Below are 15,703 nucleotides of genomic sequence, written 5' to 3'. Positions count from 1 at the left end.
GTCTATTTCTGTTTGTCGCGCGAACGATACCACGCGGCGGTCGCCTCGAGGCCCTGTCTCGTCGTATAAGGTGGTCGCCAGTCGAGCATGCGCTTCATGCGGCCGGTGTCGAGCTGCAGGCTGCCCGTCAGGCGGTCGACGGCGGCGCTGCGGCCGGTCAGCCTGCCGAGCGTGCGTAGCATCGCGGCCGGTACAGGGAACAGCCGTGCCGGCCTGCCGAGCGCGTCGCCGACCAGCCTCAGCAACCCGGCCACCGACGGCGCGTCGTCGTCGGCGACATGAAAGCACTCGCCCGCTGCCCTTGGATCGGTTGCGCACCGCAGCAGCGCGTCAGCGAGGTTGTCGATATAGACGAGGCTGCGGCGTGCCTCGATCGCGCCGAGCGGGAGCGGCAATCCTCGCGCGACGGCGTCCATCATTCGCAGGAAGTTGGCCCGCACGCCGGGGCCGTAGACGAGCGGCGGACGGACGGTGACTACATCGATGCCCGCCTGCCGCCCGAATTGCGCGAGTGCCTGCTCCGCATGCAGTTTCGAACGGCCGTATGGATCCTGCGGTGCGGGTACGATGTCCTCCGCGAGCGGCACGCCGCGATCGCCCTCGGCGATTGCCTTGATGCTGCTGGCAAATACGAAGCGGCGTGCGCCGTGCGCATGCGCCGCTTCGGCAACGCGCAGCGTCCCTGCGACGTTGGTCGCCTCGAACGCGGCATCCGGATCTGGCGATTCGTCGTGCATCACATGGACACGCGCGGCCAGGTGGATCACGCAATCGGCCTCCAGATCATCCGGCCACGCGTGCGCGAGCCCGGCGAAATCCGGCGCGTCATGCACCCACTCGCGAACGCCGTCGACGCATCCGCCGGGACGGCGTACCAGCGCCGTGACCGTATGTCCTGCCGCGAGCGCCAGCCGGCAGACCGCACGGCCGACGAAGCCGTTTGCCCCCGTCACGACGATGCGAGTCACCACAGCCTCCAGCCAAAGCGGTTATAGAACTTGAACGCCGACGCCGCGAACATGCGGATGTGCGCGGAACCCTTGCGGGATGCGCCGCCGCCGTGATGAATCACGCGCGCCAGCGGCAGGTAGACCGTTCGTGCGCACTCACCGGTCCGCAAGCTGAGGTCGTAGTCCTCGAAGTAGAGGAAATAGCGTGGATCGAAGCCCTGCAGACGCGCGAGCACATCGGTGCGGAACAGCATGAAACAGCCGCTGACGATAGGCGGATCCCACACGACGTCGGTTTCATTGATACGGTCGCGCATCTCGTAACTTGCCAGCCGTCGCTCGAACGGCGGGCGCAAGGCCGCAGGCAGGAATCCCCTGACCAGAAGATCCACCAGCGCCGGATAGCGGCGGCACAGATACTGGATCCGTCCCGATTCGTCACCGATGCGCGGCGACAGCAAACCTGCTTCAGGATGCGCGTCGAGAAAGTCGAGCGCGTGCACGAGCGCATCCGGCTCGAGGTCGATATCGGGATTCAGGATCAGGTGATAGCGGCTGCGTGCCGCTTCGATCGCAAGGTTGTGCCCGCGTCCGTAGCCAACGTTGCCGTGACCGGACAGCACGCTACAGGAGATGCCGGCCTGCTCGAATGCGGCAAGATCGGCTGCGAAATCCGGCAAGCCGCCGTTGTCGACAAGGCAAACGCTGATGGCACCGCCGCCGCGCACGGCCCGGAGACGCGCGCACGCCGCACGGAGGCTGGAGAACGTACGAGCGAGGAGTGCCTCGTCCGGATGGTACGTCACGATGGAAATCGACAGTATTTCGTCGACGGGGTGCGGTGAGCGAGTGGATGCTTGCGGATGAGAAGTCACGTGCTGACTATTGTTTACATTTTGCGCGTAAGGCGCGTTACTAGTGTGCGCAGGCAGGCCAGCCCGCGCAACCGAGATTGCCATTTGTAGCAATTATGACGTGGCGGCGCGCGCCACAGGCGCCATGACCGGAAAAAGGGGCACAAGGCAGGGGCTCATCTGCACGGAGCGGGCAGCCCTCGCGTGCGCTGCCCCCGCCCCCGCGGGCGGGTGCGCGCGCCGAAACGCCAAATGCTTCTGTATATAATGCGTGACCTCGATACGCATCCGGCCAGCTGCACCCTATGTTTGATATTTCGGTGATTCTCAACGCCCACAATGAGGGCGGCATCATCAACCGGACGTTGCGGTCCCTGACTGAAGCGGCAGACTTCGCAAGAGCCCGCGGTATCACCCTGGAAATTGTCGTCGTCCTTGATAACCCGAACGAAGCGACCCGCTCCGTCATCGCGTCGGCAGATTTCTCCAGTTTTGATGGGGTCCAGACGATCGAGGTCTCGAACCGGTCGCTGGGCCTGAGCCGAAACTCCGGTTGCGCAATTGCACGAGGCGAATATTTCGCCACGGCCGACGCCGACGATCTCGTGTCGTTCAATTTCTTCGTCGAAGCGCTAGCGGCTGCGAAGCAGTACGGCAACGATGCCCTGCTGTTCCCGCAGTACCTGATCGCATTCGGTTCGATGTACTTCATTACCGAGTACGGCGAAGCGGATCTGATGCCGTTCCTGCTTGCGGACATCCATCCGTACGTGTCGCGCGTGTTCTTCCATCGCTCGACATTCGATCGTCTCAAGTACGTTCACTGCGACACGCAACGCGGCCACGCATTCGAAGACTGGCACTTCAATTCGTGTGCGATTGCGCTCGGGATGAAGGCGCACTACATCCCCGATACGGTTCTGTACTATCGTCAGCGCCAGCAAAGCATCATGGCAACCGCGCGCAACCAGAGCGTCGAGCTCGAAACGCCGGACACCAACCTGTTCGCCCCGGACGTCTACCTGCGCGTATTCGCCGACGATTATCGCGCGTATCGCGCCGGCGAACGTACGCTGCCGCCGTGGTACGACGTCAAGCAGAAGTTCCTCGGCAGCCGGATGCTGTCGGATATGACCGAAGCCGCCAACCGGATCGATCCTGCCGTCGATACGTTGTCGCTGCGGCACGGCAGCCAGACGAGCGCGATGTGGTCGACGCCCGAGCCCTCCGCGGTCTACTACGAAATGTGCGAAGCCATTCGCGACGCCGGACCGATTACGGACGTGTTCCTGATTCCGTTCCTGCCCGCCGGCGGCGCGGAGCGCTACGTTCTCGACGTAATGAACGGCCTGCTGGCAAGCGGTGCGTCGAAACGCATCCTCGTGCTGTCCGGCGAACCAATGGACAAGCATGCGTGGCTGTCGCGGCTGCCAGACGCTGCGATCTTCATCGACGTCGCGGTGCTCGGCAAGGATCTCGACGATCGTCAACGCGATCGCATCACCGCACGCCTGATTCGCGCAGCGGCGCCCGACGCCCGGCTGCACATTCGTGCGTGCGTGTTTTCACATCGCATGCTGAGCCGCCATTTCGCGCAATTCAGCGGACGTGATGTCACGTACTATCGTTTCTGCGACACGCGCGTCTATGAAGACGACGTCTCGATCATTTCGGGCGGCGCGGTCGAGTTTCTGACGAACAACATCCAGCACATCACACGGATCGTCACCGACAACGAACAGACCGTCGTCGACGACAAGTTCATCTTCGGCGCCGGCGCGTCCCGCTGGATCAATCTCCCCGCGCTGCTGCACGGCGTCAAGGAGCCGACGATTCATGCGACACCGCGACGACGCCTGCTGTGGGCGTCGCGGCTGGACGGCCAGAAGCGGCCGCAACTGGCCGTCGCGCTGTCGAAGTACTTCGCGCAGAGCGGCACCGGCATCACGCTCGACCTGTATGGCGGCATCACGCCAGGCTTCGAAATCGACTTGACCGGCGCAAACTACAAAGGGCCGTTCTCGGCGTTCGCGGATCTTCCGCTGCACGAGTACGACGCGCTCGTCTATACGTCGTGGTTCGACGGATTGCCGAACGTGATTCTCGAAGCCATGGGCTCGGGACTCCCGGTCATCGCACCGAACATCGGCGGCATCGGCGAAGCCGTGCTCGACGGTCAAACCGGCATGCTCATCGAGGCATCCAACGACATCGACGAAGCCGTCGACGCGTATCGGGAGGCCATCGAGCGCCTGTACGCACAACCCGATCTGCTCGGAGCGCTGTCGAAGCGCGCTTCCGACTACGTTCACGACAAGCACGGCGACGCACAGTACGTCGCGAACATTCAGCGGATATTCGGTATGAATGCCTCCCATCAAGAATCCCATCCGCCTGCTCAGGTGCCCGCCGATCAAGCCGCTTCGTCCGCGGAAAACCAGGAAGAACTGCGTCGATTGAGACGGGAACTCGCAGACGCGCGCGCAAAGCTGCTCGTTCATGCGCGCGAATCCGATCTCCTCAGGAACGAGTCCGTCGAACTGCGGCAGTACGCGAACCAGTGGGTCGCGTTTCAGCGCGCACGGATATTCATCATCTATCGCGCGTATCTGCGCCTTCACCGGATTCCGGTACTGGGTCCGCTGCTGCGGGCGATCATGCGGCCGTTTACAGGAAGGTGATCGCCGGTCCGTGCCGCCGCCATACCGCGCAAGCCGGTCGGGCAACCCGCATAATGAGGTTGCCCGCCGTGTATCGCTACCTTTAGACTGCTCCCCATTCAGACCGGAGTAAATGATGGAGCGAATCGCTATTTACGGGTGCGGCGGGTTCGGGCGCGAGATCCTGCCGCTGGCACGGCAACATCAAGCCCGGACCGGTACCGGTTCGGCATCCGGAATCGTCTTCGTCTCCGACACGCCGTCGGAAATCGGCACCGTCCAAAATGGCGTCGAAGTCATTTCCTTCGATGCCCTCATCACGCCGGCGCATCGCGACCGCGCGGTCGTCGTGTCGCTCGGCTCGTCCGCGGCCCGCCGCACGCTGGTCCAGCGCTGCGAAAGCGAAGGCCTCGCGTTCGGATCACTGACTGCCGGTTCGCATGTGTCGCTCGACAACGTCGAGGTTGGCGAGGGTGCGGTGTTCTGCGATTTCTCGATGTGCACATCGGATATCAAGATCGGCCGCCATTTCCAGTGCAACATCTACAGCTATGTCGCTCACGACTGCGTAGTCGGCGATTTTGTGACGTTCGCTCCGCGCGTCGCCTGTAACGGCCGGATCGTGATCGAAGACGATGCCTACATCGGTACGGGCGCGGTGCTGAAGCAAGGCACGCCCGACAAACCCCTGACGATCGGCAAGGGTGCGGTGATCGGTATGGGGGCCGTCGTGACCAAGGACGTACCACCGGGCATGACCGTTGTCGGCAACCCGGCTGCGCCGATGGTGAAACGGCCGGCGTGAACCGCGCAGGCGCACGCCGTGGTGTGCGCGTCGCGCGCCGCCGCGGTCAGTCAGGCTGCTCCTGTCCGTGCGCGACCATCACACCTGGCTGCACGTACCCGAGCAGGCCCGCATAGGTTTCGGCACTCGTCCACACGATGCGGTCGAAGTACGAATTGAATTCCCGCAGGAAATTGAGCACGGGAGGCGGTGCGTCCGCCGCGACGAACATCTCGCATCGTCGCCCCTGCCGCCACGCTTCCTTCAGTTGAGCAATCGACGGCATCGATCTCGCGTCGCTCGAAAACCGCTCGACCGGCCCGGTTCGATCGCGCCCGCCACAGAGCCATCTGGCGGCAAACTGCCGGCGAACGATATTGGTCTTCCTGAACTGGCCGACGCTGTCCGACGACGTGACGGATCGCGTATGGATCCGATGCCGATAGAGCGGCTCATGCAGGTAGTGGAAGCTGCCGAATTCCGCGATCTTCAGCGCCAGTTCCCAATCCTGGATGCCGGAATACGCGTCGATCGAACCACCTGACTGCAGATATGCATCGCGTCGAATGACCTTCAGGTGCGACGCGACCATGCCGTCGAGCAGATCGTCCTTGATGCCCTCGTCGTTCCTGAACGCAATTGCCGGATATCCGCCGTAGTCGGCCCGCCGGATTTCGTTGCCACTTTCGTCGATGTCGAACCGGTCCGTGAACAGGTAATCGCATGGCTGCCCCTGCGTCACGACTTGCGCGACACGAGACAGCGCGCCGAGCGCCAATGCATCGTCACAATCGACGAAGGCAACGTATTCTCCGACCGCCTGCGCGACCGCCTCGTTCTGCGTGCGCGAAATGCCCTTGTTCTCGCTGTTGAGGACAATCCGCACGTTCGGGTGAGTTCCCTGCAACGCGCGCAACAGCGCCGTCGTACGCGCATCGGGAGAACAATCGTCGACGCAAATGATCTCGAATGCGACGTCCTGCTGCTCGATAACGGACAGCAGGCAACCATCGATATAGTCGAAATGGTTGTATGCGGGGATCACGACGCTGATGAGCGGCGCCGCCGACACCGGCATCTTCGCGATGGCCGCCTGCAAGCGCGCGAGCTTCTGCGCGTGCAGATCGACGGGAACGGCCGGCGACGCGGCAGCGCCCGATCCGGCTGCACGCGGGAGGCCGCGCAACTGCGCGATTTCCTCTGCGTACGCAGGGTGCTTCCGATAGAAATTCTCGAACCAGTCGACCGCAGACTCGAAAAACGCCGGTTCGCGCGCGGACACCATCGCGTCGATCTTGGCAGCCGCGTGCAGCCAGCTCTTGCCCATCTTCACATAGGACCGGCGCATGCTTTGCGCGTGCTGCCGGTAGATCGCGTTGTGCGCGTTGATATAGGCCATCCGTGCGCCGCGCGCACTCAGGCCGCACCAGAACAGCCAGTCTTCCTTGGCGCGCGCGGATGTATCGAACGGCGTGTCCAGCAGCACGGCGCGGCGGAACAGTGCGCAATGAATCGGAATCGCGAAGCCGCGCTCCCATTTGTACAGAAAATCGGACAGCACGAGCGCCGAATGTGCGATCGCCTCGTCATGCTTCGAAAAGACCGAGCGGGAATCGTCACACAACAGGAAGTTGGACACCGATACGTCGAGCGCATTCGCCACCTGGAAATGCGCAACCTGCAAGTCGAGCTTCGGCGGAACGATGAGGTCGTCCGCGTCCAGCAATTGCACGAATTCGCCGTTCGCAGCGGCAATACCCGTGTTGCGCGCGCCCGAAAGCCCCGCGTTCTGCTGCGAAATCACCCGTACTGCGGGCGACAGCGCTTCCGCCGCACGTAAGTGGATATCGGTCCGGGATGCCGTGCTGCCGTCGTCGACGACGATGATTTCCAACGGCCCGCGGTATGCGTCGAGCACCGACGAGATCGACTCATTCAGATACTGCGCCTGATTGAAACAGGGGATTACCACCGATACGAGCGGCAACGACAAATCACGCGAGTCGTCCGTGCCCGATTCTTTCCGGTCAGATCCCATAACCTTCCAACTCCTTGACATGCTCGACGAACCGCTGCCACGTATGCCGCTCGTCGATCAGCTCGACGAGCGCGCGTGCGCGCGCTTCGACTTCCTGCGAATTCGAAATGACTGATTCCATCGCCGCGCGATAATCGGCGACATCCGGCTTCTCCGACAGCAGATATCCGGTCGAATCCGATATCAGCTCGCCCACGCCGCCGACCGACGGCGCGATGATCGGTACGCCCAATGTGCCGATTTCCAGCAGGATATTCGGCATACCTTCCCATTTCGATGTGAAGATGAAGCCGGTGTACGCGCGGTCGCGCACCAACTCGTCCGGGGACGTGAACGGCCCCATCAGATGCAGGTTCGCGAGATCGGGAAGCTGCTCACTGACGTTGACGACAGCCTGGCCGTAGACGTAGAAATCGATGTGCGGGCACGCCTGCACGAGCGCCAGCAACAGGTCGACGCGCTTCTCCTTGTCGAGCCGCCCGGCCCACAGAAACGCAGGGCGCTGCCCCGCCAGGTCCTGCCCGCGGCTCGCGATGCTCGCGAGCGCCCGGGCCTTCCACCCGGCGGTCGCCAAGCGGCTGGGGTTGTACACGGCGCGCAGCTTGTCGCCCTGCTGCCCGAGGCCGTACTCGGCGCGTGCATCGGTCACGAAGCGCTGGTTGTCGGACAGCAGCGCAGTCAGCGCCGGCAGCCCCGGTTGCAGGAAATAGGCCGCGTAGCCGATCTTGCTCTTTCCGTCCTCGGCGAACTGGAACGCGAAAATGCTGGCGAACAGGCGCGTGACTTCCTTGAGCTGCGGCCCTTGCGCGATGACCGCGTTCCACGCGACCTCGCTGTTGATGTTGTGGAATACGGCGGGCCGGATCGCCAGCAGCATGTCGTACAGCAGCGCCTGCTTCAGCGCGTACGAATCGTCGCGCGTGAAATCGCGCAGGACGACCACATGCACACCGTCGATCCGCGCAACGCGCTCGTCGACCAGATCGCGATCGGCAACGACGAGCAGGACCTGACGGTCCGGATGGATCTCGCGGAGCGCTTTCGAGAAATTGAGCGCGACATTCTCCGCGCCCCCCGTTCCAAGGAACGGCACGGCAATGACATGGCTGACATTTCTCACGCCATGCTGCGCGAGGTCGAGCATCAAGTGTTGCAGGCGCGACTCACGCGCGTGGTCGAGCAACACCTCACGCGTGACGGCAGACCGCAGCGCCTGACGAATCGACTTGCCGTGGCGCAACGACGTGATAACCGGCGAAATGGCCTTGCGGACGCGCCACTTCGCCTCCTGGCTCAACGGCAGGCGATGGTAGACGCGTTGTGCAAAGTACAGAAGATGCTGGTATCGCGGCATGGTTAGATATCTTGAATCATTCGCTGGTGCATGGGCTATCGGCTCAGGCGCCGGTACAGATTATCCGCCTTGCCCCAGATGGTGCCCCTGACACGATCGAGTTCCGTCTGCGCGTCAGCCAGGCTGGCGGTGAGCCGCCCTTCCCGGTCGGCCGCGGCACGCAGCTCCGCTTTCGCGTGCTCGAGTTCCGCGGCGACACGTTCGTGCTCGGTACGCACCTGATCCAGTTCGGCAAGCGCACGGTCGCGCTCGCCTCGAATCAGCAGTTGAAACGTCGCGGCGCCTGCGGCCGCCTGCGCGTCCGCCGCCGGCGCCGGCGCCGAACCATCGTACGCACCCTTCGGCTTCGACAGGCGCTCGCGAACGGCGGCAAAAGCCTGCGGCGACCACCCGGACGCGAGTCTCGTGACGAACGCTGTCAGTTCGCCATTGAAGAACAGATGCGGCGGAATCCTGAACGTGTCCTCGTGACGGTCGTACACGCGCAGCATCTCGATCAGCTCCAGGAACCGCCGCCAGTCGCCGTCAATCTCGAAGAAGCGCCCGACGAACGACTCCATGCTCTTGCGGAGCAGGTCGAAGCGCTCGATCCGCTCGAGGTACGGGTGCACGACGCCGCCGGAGATATCCGCATACTCCCACATCAGCGCATCGCGATTGCGATGCGTCACGTTGCCGCCGTGCGCACGGTAGAGGAGGAGCGCGTCCTTCATCACATGAAACCGGGCGCCGCCGGCGAGCGAACGAAGCCAGAAATCCCAGTCTGGCGAGTAGGTCAGGTCCTCCCGGAAAAAGCCGATCCGGTCGTGCGTGGACTTCCTGACCAGCACGGTCGAATGGCACAGGTGGTTCTCCCACACCCAGCTGTCGGGCGCATTCAGGTCGAGATCCTGATTGAACCACGGCGCATAAAAGCATTTGTCGGGGTCGACCGGCTGGCTCGACGCATCGATCTCAGCCATGAAGCTGCCGCAGATATCGACATCCGGATGGGCGTCCATGAACGCAACCTGCGCGGCAAGCTTCTCGGGCGCGAACACATCGTCGGAATCCAGGCTCGCGATGAATTCTCCGGACGCGAGGCGCAGCGCCGTGTTGTACGCCGCGCACGCGCCCTGGTTGCGCTCCTGGCGCACCGCGCGAATCCGCGGGTCATCGAACTGCTGGATGACCTCCCAGGAATCGTCTGTCGAACAGTCGTCGACAATGATCAGTTCCCACGACGCGTACGTCTGGGACAGCACCGACCGGATCGTCTCCCCGATGAATCTGCCGTAGTTGTAAGACGTCGTGAGAACGCTGACACGCGGCCGCGAATCTCCGGTCGAATAATTACTGTTTGCCATTGCAGATGTATTGAATGATGTCGACGATGCGATTCGCCCCGTCTTCCCCGAGTTCACCGTACAGCGGCAACGCCAGCACTTCGCGCGACACGCGCGTCGCAATCGGCAATCTTCCAGGATCGGCGCTCGGTAGCGCGCGATAACAATTGTGCTCACTGCAAAGCGGGTAGAAATAGCGCCGCGAAAACACGTTGAACTGCTTCAGCATGTCGTACAACCGATCGCGCGACACGCCGCATGCCTGCGGGTTCACGCGCACGATGAAATACTGCATGCTATGGCCGATGTTCGGAGGCAGCCGGAAGCACGTGATGCCGGGAATCTCGTCCAGGCGGCTCAGGTAAACCTGGGCAACGCGCTGCCGCGCGGCATGCTCGGCATCGTAATGGGCGAGATTGACGAGACCCAGTGCCGCCTGTACTTCGTTCATCTTGCCGTTGGTACCCGGCATGATGACTTCGGTCTCGTTCAAGATGCCGAAATTCTTTAGCAGATCGACGCGCCGCTTCATCGCCTCGTCAGCCATTGCCAGCCCGCCGCCTTCGGCCGAGTGGAACAGCTTCGTCGCGTGGAAGCTGTACATCGTCGCGTCGCCGAACTCGGCGACCGGCTTGCCGTCGATTTCCGTGCCGAACGCGTGCGCGCCGTCGTAGAGCACCTTGACGCCGTACTGCTCGCGAATGCGCTCGAACGCGTTCACGTCGCACGGCATCCCGTATACATGCACGCCGAGCACACCCGTCGTGCGCGGCGTGATCAGCGCTTCGGCCACCGCCGGGTCGATGGTCAGCGTTTCCTCATCGATGTCGCAGAACACCGGCGTCACGTTGTTCCAGTGCAGCACATGCGGCGTCGCGGGAAACGTAAACGGCGTCGTGATGACTTCTCCGGCGAGCCGCAGCGCCTGGCAAGCGACGAGCAGTGCGCTCGTCCCGTTGTTGAACAGCGAGAAGTGCCGGGCACCGAGCCGCTTCGCGAGCGCTGCCTCCAGCGCGGCGTGCTTCGCACCGCCGTTCGTCAGCCACGCGCTGTCCCAGATGTCTTCCAGCTGCGACGTGAACTCGCCGAGCGGCGGCAACATCGGTTTCGTCACGTAGATCGGATTGGCGAAACCATCCGGCTTTTGTCTCATAGGGCACTCCTGATTGATTCCTCGTGCGGATCCGCACGCCGGCCCCGGCGCCGGATCCGCTGCCGGCCAACGCTGCGTCAGGCTACCGTCTTCGACAACAGCCGCGTCTGGACCTTGTTGTCGAAATGTACGGCGCCATAAAGCGGCAGATAGGTGCCGCGCGAGACGTTGAATTGCACGGCGATCGGCACATGATCGCACGTGTCGACCTGGCCGATGCTCAGGTCGGTCGGCACCGACGTGGCGGCGCTGATGCTGTAGTCGCCGCCGCGCAGCGATACCTTGAACGTCCAGTCGACCACGTGGACTTCGCCCGCATGCACGTCGTACAAATGCGCGTGCTCGAGGCCGGTGTCCGAGTACGCGATATCGAACCCGTTCTTGTCGCGCAGGTGATAGCCGAATGCCAGCAGCGGCAAGTCTTCCTCGACGCTCACGACCATTCTCAGCGTCACGGTGTCGCCGTAGGTAACCTGGCGCGTCGCGCGCCCCTGCTCGTTCAGCAGTTGCACGTTGACGAAGCTCGCGCGGCCGTTGCGGATCCGCTGAAACGCCGCCTGCTTCTGGAACTCGTCCGCGCCGTCGTTGAGGTCGGCGTCGAGCTCGGCGATCTGCGTCGACGGCGCCTCGTCGTCGGCAATCACGTGCTGCTTCTTGCGGACATAGGACGAGTAATACGATTCGATCACATGGTCCGTCGATCCGACGGCAAGCATGTTGCCGTGATCGAGCAGGATCGCGCGGTTGCACAGTGCCTTCACCGAACCCGGGTCGTGGCTGACGAACAGCAGCGTCGTGCCGCGATCCATCAACTTCTTCATCACGGCCATGCACTTCGCCTGGAACAGCGCGTCGCCGACCGACAGCGCCTCGTCGACGATCAGGATGTCCGGATTGACGTGGATCGCGACCGAAAATGCGAGGCGCACGTACATGCCCGACGAGTACGTCTTCAGCGGCTGGTTGACGAAATCGCCGATCTCGGAGAAATCGACGATGGCCGGATACTTCTCTTCCAGCTCCTCCTCGCTCATCCCGAGAATCTGGCCGTACAGCATCACGTTTTCGCGACCGGTGAACTCGGGATTGAAGCCCGACCCGAGCTCGAGCAGCGCGGCAACCTTACCGTTCGTTTCGACGTTGCCGGCGCTCGGCGCGAGCGTCCCCGAGATCACCTGGAGCAGCGTGGACTTGCCGGAGCCGTTGTGGCCGACAATCCCCACCGTCTCACCGCGCGCGATATCGAACGAGACATCGCGCAACGCCCAGAATTCCCGGTAATACTGCTTGCGGGAGCCGAACAGCATCTGCATCAGGCGTGCGCGCGGGTTATCGTAAATATGAAAGACCTTGCTTAGATCCTTCACGCTGACTGCAAGATCAGAGGACATCTGCGAATCCTTTCCGCGTGCGATTAAACCATTGGTAGCCCAGTACCGCGACGCCGACACTGACGATCACCATCACCAACACACCGGTCCAGCTCGGCACGCCTCCAAAGATCACGACGTTGCGGCTTTGCTCGATGACGAACGCGAGCGGATTCATTCCGACGATACGCTGGTAACTGGCCGGCAACGAGCTCACCGGATAAAACACCGGCGTCAGGAACATCAGCACCGTCGTCACGAGCCCGATCGACTGGCCGATGTCCTGGATAAACACGCCCAGCGACGCCAGGAACCAGCAGACACCGAGGGTGAACAGGATGAACGGCAATACGATCAGCGGGAAATAGAGGATCGTGAGATGCACCTGGAAACCCAGCACGAGCATCGCGAGCACCAGCACGCAGAAGCTGATCGCGGCATGGAACAGCGCGACAAGCAATGCGACGACAGGCAGCACCTCGAGCGGGAACACGACCTTCTTCACGTAGTTCGCGTTACTGATGATCAGTGATGGCGCACGGTTCACGGCTTCCGAGAACACCTGAAACATGATCATCCCGACGAATAGCACGACTGCAAATTCCGTCTTCGAATCGGATCCGGTATTCCAGCGCGCCTTGAAAATCACGCTGAACACGAACGTATAGACGGTCAGCAGCAGCAGCGGGTTGAAGAACGACCACAGCAGGCCGAGCACCGAGCCGCGATATCGGCCGACCACTTCGCGGCGCGCCATTTGGAGGATCAGGCGGCGATGCCGCCAGATAGGCAGTGATGGTTGAATGATTTCCCGCATGACAATCTCTAGCTAAACCATGCCGCACGAACGACTCGGCATGAGATGTGATGTGCACCGCCCGGGCAGGGCGGCATCAGGCATCGAACAGTTCCGCGAGGACGAGCGCAAGCCCGTCCGACCACTGCGGCCGATGCAATCCGAAACGCTCGTCGAACCGCGTATTGTCGAGCACCGAAAAGGTCGGACGCGGCGTCTTCGCCGGATACTCGGCTGCGGGGATCGGCTTCACTTCGCGGACAGACAGGCCTATCTGTGGGGACAGGCTTCTGGCGCCGGCAAAAATGGCTTCCGCGAACGCGTGCCAGGTCGTCGAGCCTTGCGCCGTCATGTGATAGAGGCCGCTCGCGAACAATTCCGCCCGCTGCTCGACGAGCGCTTTCGCCGCCGCGTGCGCGGTCAGGTCCGCAATCATGCGCGCGCTCGTCGGCGCGCCGAACTGATCGCTGACGACCGACAGGGTCTCGCGACTCGCACCCAGCCGAAGCATCGTGCGCAGGAAATTCTGGCCGCGCGACGCGTAGACCCACGACGTGCGGAACACGAGCCAGTCGCCGCCGGCTTCGGCGATCGCCTGTTCGCCGGCCAGCTTGCTCGCGCCGTAAACGTTCAGCGGGCGGACGTCGTCGCTCTCGGCATACGGCGTCTGCTTGCTCCCGTCGAACACATAGTCGGTCGAGAAGTGGATCAGCAATGCGCCACGCTTCCGGGTGGCACGCGCGAGCGCGCCCGCCGCATCGCGGTTGATTGCAAATGCAGAGTCGGGCTCGTCCTCGGCGCGATCCACCGCGGTATAGGCAGCCGCATTGACCACGAGATCGGGCGCGAGCGCGTCGACATATGCAGCGACGGCCGCCGCATCGCCGAGATCAACGACTTGACGTGTCGCGGCTACCACCTGGCCCAGCGGTTGCAGCGCACGCACGAGCTCCCATCCGACCTGCCCGTTCGCACCCGTCACGAGAATCTTCATGCGTAGGCCTCCAGATCCGCCAGCACGGTGCCGGCGAGATCCTTCGGTGCGATCACCGGAGCGCCGTCGAGCGGCCAGTCGATGCCAACGTGTGCGTCGTTCCAAAGCAGCACGCGCTCGAATTCGGGATACCAGAAATCGGTCGTCTTGTATTGAAACGTCGCCGCCTCGGACATCACCAGAAAGCCGTGCGCAAATCCGGCAGGCACCCACATCTGAAGGTGGTTTTCCGCGGACAGAACACTGCCAACCCATTTGCCGAACGTCGGCGAGGAACGACGCAGATCGACGGCGACGTCGAACACTTCGCCTTCGACGACGCGGACCAGCTTGCCCTGCGCATGGCGGACCTGATAGTGCATCCCGCGCAGCACGGACTTGACCGAGCGCGACTCGTTATCCTGAACGAACTCGACATCCGCAACCTGCTCACGGAATTCCCGCTGATTGAAGCTCTCGAGGAAATACCCGCGAGCGTCGCCGAAGACTTTGGGCTCGATCAGCTTGACGTCCGGAATTGCCGTGGAAGTTACCGTGATTGCCATAGAATCTTGTCCGTCAGTAGGTTCTTCAGATATTGCCCGTACGCGTTCTTGGCGAGAGGCGCGGCGAGCGTCAGCAGGCGCTCGGCATCGATCCAGCCCATTCGGTATGCAATCTCCTCCGGGCATGCCACCACGAGGCCTTGGCGCTTCTGCAGGGTCGCGATGAAAGCCGCGGCCTCCATCAGCGAATCGTGCGTGCCCGTGTCGAGCCATGCGTAGCCGCGCCCCATGATCTCCACTTGCAGCTTGCCTGCCGCGAGATAACGGGAATTGACGTCGGTGATTTCGAGCTCGCCGCGCGCTGACGGCTTGATGTCAGCCGCAATGTCGCACACGTCGTTGTCGTAGAAATAGAGACCGGTCACGGCGTAGCGGGAGCGCGGCTGGGCCGGCTTCTCCTCGATCGACATCGCGCGCATCTGGTCGTCGAATTCGACGATGCCGTAGCGCTCCGGATCCTGCACGTGATAGGCAAACACGGTCGCGCTGTCGGTACGCCCATTCGCCGCGTGAAGCTGCTTCGCGAGATCGTGACCGTGGAAGATGTTGTCGCCGAGCACCAGTGCGCTCGGATCGTTACCGATGAAATCCCGCCCGATGATGAACGCCTGCGCGAGCCCGTCGGGCGACGGCTGGACCGCGTACTGCAGGTTCATCCCCCACTTCGAGCCGTCGCCCAGCAACGCCTCGAAGCGCGGCGTGTCCGCCGGCGTCGAAATGACCAGCACGTCGCGAATTCCCGCGAGCATCAACGTCGAAAGCGGGTAGTAAATCATCGGCTTGTCGTACACCGGCAGCAGCTGCTTCGACACCGAGTGGGTAATCGGATACAGCCGCGTGCCCGAGCCGCCGGCGAGAATAATGCCTTTACGTGCCATCG

Annotated in this window: 14 protein-coding genes; 3 read left to right on the top strand and 11 right to left on the bottom strand. The window is 62.8% G+C overall.

The window, feature by feature from the left end; all coding sequences use genetic code 11:
* Positions 1 to 2 precede the first annotated feature (2 nt).
* The gene (locus CFB82_RS04705; protein WP_089445070.1) at positions 3 to 968 is read right to left on the bottom strand and encodes a UDP-glucose 4-epimerase family protein; all 966 of its coding nucleotides are present in this window, start codon (positions 966 to 968) and stop codon (positions 3 to 5) included.
* Entirely contained in the window at positions 965 to 1,756 is a 792-nt protein-coding gene (locus CFB82_RS04700; protein WP_256978739.1) for a glycosyltransferase family 2 protein, read from the bottom strand. Before CFB82_RS04700 ends, CFB82_RS04705 begins: the two co-directional genes overlap by 4 nt.
* Before the next feature lie 353 nt (positions 1,757 to 2,109).
* On the opposite strand from CFB82_RS04700, the gene CFB82_RS04695 reads away from it, so the two are divergent.
* Both CFB82_RS04695 and CFB82_RS04690 read left to right on the top strand, forming a co-directional pair.
* Positions 2,110 to 4,485, top strand: a complete 2,376-nt coding sequence (locus CFB82_RS04695) for a glycosyltransferase (RefSeq protein ID WP_089445068.1) — start codon at positions 2,110 to 2,112, stop codon at positions 4,483 to 4,485.
* A gap of 115 nt (positions 4,486 to 4,600) precedes the next feature.
* On the top strand, positions 4,601 to 5,269 hold the full coding sequence (locus CFB82_RS04690; RefSeq protein ID WP_089445067.1) for a NeuD/PglB/VioB family sugar acetyltransferase: 669 nt from the start codon (positions 4,601 to 4,603) through the stop codon (positions 5,267 to 5,269).
* A 46-nt stretch (positions 5,270 to 5,315) separates the two neighbouring features.
* On the opposite strand, the gene CFB82_RS04685 is transcribed toward CFB82_RS04690, so the two are convergent.
* Both CFB82_RS04685 and CFB82_RS04680 read right to left on the bottom strand, forming a co-directional pair.
* Positions 5,316 to 7,220: a glycosyltransferase family 2 protein gene (locus CFB82_RS04685; protein WP_256978737.1), complete on the bottom strand. Its 1,905-nt coding sequence runs from the start codon at positions 7,218 to 7,220 to the stop codon at positions 5,316 to 5,318.
* Positions 7,221 to 7,275: 55 nt separating this feature from the next.
* Positions 7,276 to 8,235: a glycosyltransferase family 4 protein gene (locus CFB82_RS04680; protein ID WP_256978735.1), complete on the bottom strand. Its 960-nt coding sequence runs from the start codon at positions 8,233 to 8,235 to the stop codon at positions 7,276 to 7,278.
* Between CFB82_RS04680 and CFB82_RS43885 the strand changes: the two genes are divergently transcribed.
* Positions 8,230 to 8,646, top strand: a complete 417-nt coding sequence (locus CFB82_RS43885) for a hypothetical protein (RefSeq protein ID WP_240159137.1) — start codon at positions 8,230 to 8,232, stop codon at positions 8,644 to 8,646. The two genes, CFB82_RS04680 and CFB82_RS43885, sit on opposite strands and share 6 nt — an antisense overlap.
* 29 nt (positions 8,647 to 8,675) lie before the next feature.
* Here CFB82_RS43885 and CFB82_RS04675 read toward each other — a convergent pair whose 3' ends face one another.
* The 7 genes from CFB82_RS04675 to rfbA form a co-directional block, all read right to left on the bottom strand.
* Positions 8,676 to 10,043, bottom strand: a complete 1,368-nt coding sequence (locus CFB82_RS04675) for a glycosyltransferase (protein WP_256978734.1) — start codon at positions 10,041 to 10,043, stop codon at positions 8,676 to 8,678.
* Positions 9,973 to 11,118: a DegT/DnrJ/EryC1/StrS family aminotransferase gene (locus CFB82_RS04670; protein WP_089445063.1), complete on the bottom strand. Its 1,146-nt coding sequence runs from the start codon at positions 11,116 to 11,118 to the stop codon at positions 9,973 to 9,975. The genes CFB82_RS04675 and CFB82_RS04670 overlap by 71 nt, the downstream gene beginning before the upstream one ends.
* A gap of 77 nt (positions 11,119 to 11,195) precedes the next feature.
* A complete protein-coding gene (locus CFB82_RS04665) occupies positions 11,196 to 12,509 on the bottom strand; it encodes an ABC transporter ATP-binding protein (RefSeq protein ID WP_089445062.1) in 1,314 nt (437 codons plus the stop codon).
* A complete protein-coding gene (locus CFB82_RS04660; protein ID WP_089445061.1) occupies positions 12,499 to 13,305 on the bottom strand; it encodes an ABC transporter permease in 807 nt (268 codons plus the stop codon). Before CFB82_RS04660 ends, CFB82_RS04665 begins: the two co-directional genes overlap by 11 nt.
* Before the next feature lie 76 nt (positions 13,306 to 13,381).
* A complete protein-coding gene (rfbD, locus tag CFB82_RS04655) occupies positions 13,382 to 14,278 on the bottom strand; it encodes a dTDP-4-dehydrorhamnose reductase (RefSeq protein ID WP_089445060.1) in 897 nt (298 codons plus the stop codon).
* On the bottom strand, positions 14,275 to 14,823 hold the full coding sequence (gene rfbC / locus CFB82_RS04650) for a dTDP-4-dehydrorhamnose 3,5-epimerase (protein ID WP_089445059.1): 549 nt from the start codon (positions 14,821 to 14,823) through the stop codon (positions 14,275 to 14,277). Before rfbC ends, rfbD begins: the two co-directional genes overlap by 4 nt.
* A complete protein-coding gene (rfbA, locus tag CFB82_RS04645; protein WP_089445058.1) occupies positions 14,808 to 15,701 on the bottom strand; it encodes a glucose-1-phosphate thymidylyltransferase RfbA in 894 nt (297 codons plus the stop codon). Before rfbA ends, rfbC begins: the two co-directional genes overlap by 16 nt.
* Positions 15,702 to 15,703: the final 2 nt, after the last annotated feature.

Origin of the sequence: Burkholderia sp. HI2714, from assembly GCF_002223085.1 — a bacterium.
Taxonomy (GTDB): domain Bacteria; phylum Pseudomonadota; class Gammaproteobacteria; order Burkholderiales; family Burkholderiaceae; genus Burkholderia; species Burkholderia lata_D.
This window is presented reverse-complemented; position numbering and strand designations above follow the sequence as displayed.